Origin of the sequence: Eggerthella sp. BIOML-A4, from assembly GCF_009875575.1 — a bacterium.
Classification (GTDB): Bacteria; Actinomycetota; Coriobacteriia; order Coriobacteriales; family Eggerthellaceae; genus Eggerthella; species Eggerthella lenta.
This window is the reverse complement of record NZ_WWRX01000035.1, coordinates 1-1793: the sequence shown is the minus strand read 5'-3', so window position 1 is coordinate 1793 and position 1793 is coordinate 1. Positions and strand designations below refer to the sequence as shown.

Annotated in this window: 3 protein-coding genes; 2 read left to right on the top strand and 1 reads right to left on the bottom strand. The window is 51.5% G+C overall.

The genetic code is table 11. The annotated features are described in order from the left end of the window. Window positions 1-95: 95 nt before the first annotated feature. A complete protein-coding gene (locus GT613_RS15200; protein WP_114526526.1) occupies window positions 96-323 on the bottom strand; it encodes a helix-turn-helix transcriptional regulator in 228 nt (75 codons plus the stop codon). Between the two features lie 107 nt (window positions 324-430). Between GT613_RS15200 and GT613_RS15195 the strand changes: the two genes are divergently transcribed. Both GT613_RS15195 and GT613_RS15190 read left to right on the top strand, forming a co-directional pair. After that, on the top strand, window positions 431-1129 hold the full coding sequence (locus GT613_RS15195; RefSeq protein ID WP_114526528.1) for a LexA family transcriptional regulator: 699 nt from the start codon (window positions 431-433) through the stop codon (window positions 1127-1129). A 28-nt stretch (window positions 1130-1157) separates the two neighbouring features. Beyond that, on the top strand, window positions 1158-1640 hold the full coding sequence (locus tag GT613_RS15190) for a hypothetical protein (protein ID WP_114526530.1): 483 nt from the start codon (window positions 1158-1160) through the stop codon (window positions 1638-1640). Window positions 1641-1793 lie beyond the last annotated feature (153 nt).

Sequence of the window (1793 nt, the reverse complement as noted above, 5' to 3'; positions counted from 1 at the left end):
CGCGCGAATCCTCTCTATTGATCCCATGGCGGCTCCTTTCGGCTGCCGCCTTCCGGGCTATTCGATTCTCAAAGTTCGATGCGACAATTTAGAATTTACTCACAAGACAAAAAAATTTCGTTGATAGACTCCTGAAGGATTTGCCGACTATAGCGGTTCAACTTTGGCAGCAATGACTTCACCATGCCAAGTGTCATGTTGTCAGGGTCGCTCTCGATTTTCCTGTAAGTCTGCGGATCGACCTCGAGGAATTCCGCAAATTCCTTCTTTTGATAGCCCGATGCTCCACGAGCTACTTCAACGAAGTTGGTAACCTCCGGCATATTCACCTCCTTTCGACAACGACAATAGTAAATTTACCCTATACCGAAGTCAATACGGAGTATATAATTTTTTTACTGAACGATATAAAATTACCTTTGGAGAAGAAATGTTAACCGAACACGAAATCCAGAGCGTTCTGATAGCCAATCTCAACGCGTTAATGCGTAAGGAGGGGGTTTCGCAATCGGAGATCGCTCGACGAGCTTCGATTGAAAAGCAAACTGTTTCTTCTTGGATGAGGGGTGTTTCTTTTCCTTCGGCTAAGAACATCCAGAGCATAGTGGATGCCTTTGGGATAACAACCGACGATCTACTTAGCTTAGAGAACGGGCTAGCATCTAAAGAACGTTTTGCAAGCTCCGAAATAATGAAGCCTTCATATTCCTATCATGTTGTCCCAATGCTGGGCAATGTCGCAGCAGGAGAGTGGCGAGAGGTGTATGAGCAGCACGGCGAGGAGGTTACCATTCCCGACGAGTTCGCGGAGAGCCACCCTCGCGCTTTCGGAGTCAAGCCGGCGGGGTCAAGCATGGATCTTGTATTTCGCGACGACGAGATCGCGATTTGCGATCCCGATATGGAGGTGCGCGACGGGAGCGTGGCGTTGGTCGGCGTCAACGGGGACGAGGCGACGATAAAACGCGTATTCTTCGCCGGCAACACTATCGTCTTGCATGCCGAGAGCACCATGGCCGACGAGTACCCGGACATAGCTATCAACACCAAGGACCCGGCTTCTCCGCCCGTGCATCTCATCGGTGAGATTTTCTGGAAGACGCTTCCAGCGAAACCGATTAAGTTTTAAAAAGTTCCAGACGAAAGGAAGATGAAAAATGAAGAGGATAGTAGGAAAGGTTGCCGTTGTCGGTTGCGCTGGAGCGCTTGCATTGACCCTTGCTGGATGCGGGTCGCCTGAGAAGCCGGAGGGTGGATCCGATCAGCCGACGACGGCTCAGGAGCAGCCGAAGCAGGAAGAGAAGGCGCAGCCGCTCGATCTGACGGGTGAGTGGACGCAGTCTAATAAGAACTCCGAGGACAGCTACCAGATCGCTACAATTTCGGGTGAAACCATCACGATCAATTGGGTGTCCAACGGAGGAGATACCAAATCGCTTTATTGGGCTGGCTCCTACGTTGCTCCGACAGAGGAGACCGACAGCTACAGCTGGGAATCTGCCAATGATACCGAGCAGACGGACAAGGCGATGCTGGCTTCAAGCGATGCGACGAAAGCGTTCAAATACGAGAACGGAGTTTTGAGCTACGAAGCATCGGCTATGGGAACTACGACCACCGTGAAGATGGAGCGTGAATAAAACAGACGGGCGGATCGACTTCGACGATCTTGCGGAAACAGGAGAGCGCAATGTGCGAATACTGCGAAGACGGCAGAAGGCTGATCAATAAAGATAAGGCAGGATCAGGCGCTGAGGTGTGGATCGAGGCGGGGCGCTTGGTGGTGCGCAGCG

Excerpts from the sequence above, each read along its gene's own strand:
- GT613_RS15200 (WP_114526526.1), bottom strand. The coding sequence starts at position 323 with ATGCCGGAGGTTACCAACTTCGTTGAAGTAGCTCGTGGAGCATCGGGC.
- GT613_RS15195 (WP_114526528.1), top strand. The coding sequence starts at position 431 with ATGTTAACCGAACACGAAATCCAGAGCGTTCTGATAGCCAATCTCAAC.
- GT613_RS15190 (WP_114526530.1), top strand. The coding sequence starts at position 1,158 with ATGAAGAGGATAGTAGGAAAGGTTGCCGTTGTCGGTTGCGCTGGAGCG.